The 884-nt window shown below is 66.9% G+C and carries 1 protein-coding gene and 1 pseudogene; both read right to left on the bottom strand.

Annotation, left to right across the window (positions count from 1 at the left end):
- Positions 1–746 (bottom strand): pyruvate carboxylase subunit B (locus L2I46_RS29225; RefSeq protein WP_214184240.1); only part of this gene is annotated, 746 nt, incomplete at its 3' end.
- Positions 747–761: 15 nt separating this feature from the next.
- A pseudogene (locus tag L2I46_RS29220) lies at positions 762–884 on the bottom strand (oxaloacetate decarboxylase gamma chain); the annotation flags it as partial.

Genomic DNA, 884 nt, shown 5'->3' with positions numbered 1-884 from the left:
GCGAGGGTGGCCACCAGCGCTTCGGTGGCCGGGTGGCCGTAGGTGGCGCTCATCGAGGAGATGGCGGTATCGACGCCGTCGACGCCGGCTTCAATGGCCTTCAGCAGGGCCATCTCCGCCATGCCGGTGGTGGCGTGGCAGTGCAGGTGCAGGGTGACGGCAAAGCGTTTTTTGATTTCGCTGACCAGCTCAAAGGCGGCGCCGGGGGTAAGAATGCCGGACATGTCTTTAATCGCGATGGAGTCGACGCCGGTCTCCAGCAGCTGTTCGGTGAGGTCGAGCCAGGTCTGCAGGGTGTGGGCCGGGCTGGTGGTGTAGCTCAGGGTGCCCTGGGCGTGGGCGCCGTGGCTGCGGACCGCCTGCAGGGCGGCCTGCATGTTGCGCGGGTCGTTCATGGCGTCGAAGACGCGGAAGACGTCCATGCCGTTTTTGACGGCGCGCTCCACGAAGCGTTCGACCACGTCGTCGGCGTAGTGACGGTAGCCGAGCAGGTTCTGGCCGCGGAGCAGCATCTGCAGCGGGGTTTTCGGCATCGCCTTTTTCAGCTCGCGCAGGCGGACCCACGGGTCCTCGCCGAGGAAGCGGATGCAGGCGTCGAAGGTGGCGCCGCCCCAGCACTCCAGCGAGCGGTAGCCGACGTCGTCAAGCTGAGCGGCGACGGGGAGCATATCGTCGAGACGCAGACGGGTGGCGAACAGGGACTGGTGGGCGTCGCGCAGGACGACATCGGTAATGGCAACGGTCATGAATTCCTCCGTGAATTAAGGGTGAAGACGGCGGTGGTGGTGAATGGCGGCGACAATCGCCGGCGTTAAGCGGGCGAAGTCGCCGGCGGGCGCAACGGCGGGCAGTGGCGTCGCTTTCGGCGCCGCAGCCGGTTCGGG

This window comes from Klebsiella sp. 2019SCSN059, assembly GCF_021739525.1.
Taxonomy (GTDB): domain Bacteria; phylum Pseudomonadota; class Gammaproteobacteria; order Enterobacterales; family Enterobacteriaceae; genus Klebsiella; species Klebsiella quasipneumoniae.
This window is presented reverse-complemented; position numbering and strand designations above follow the sequence as displayed.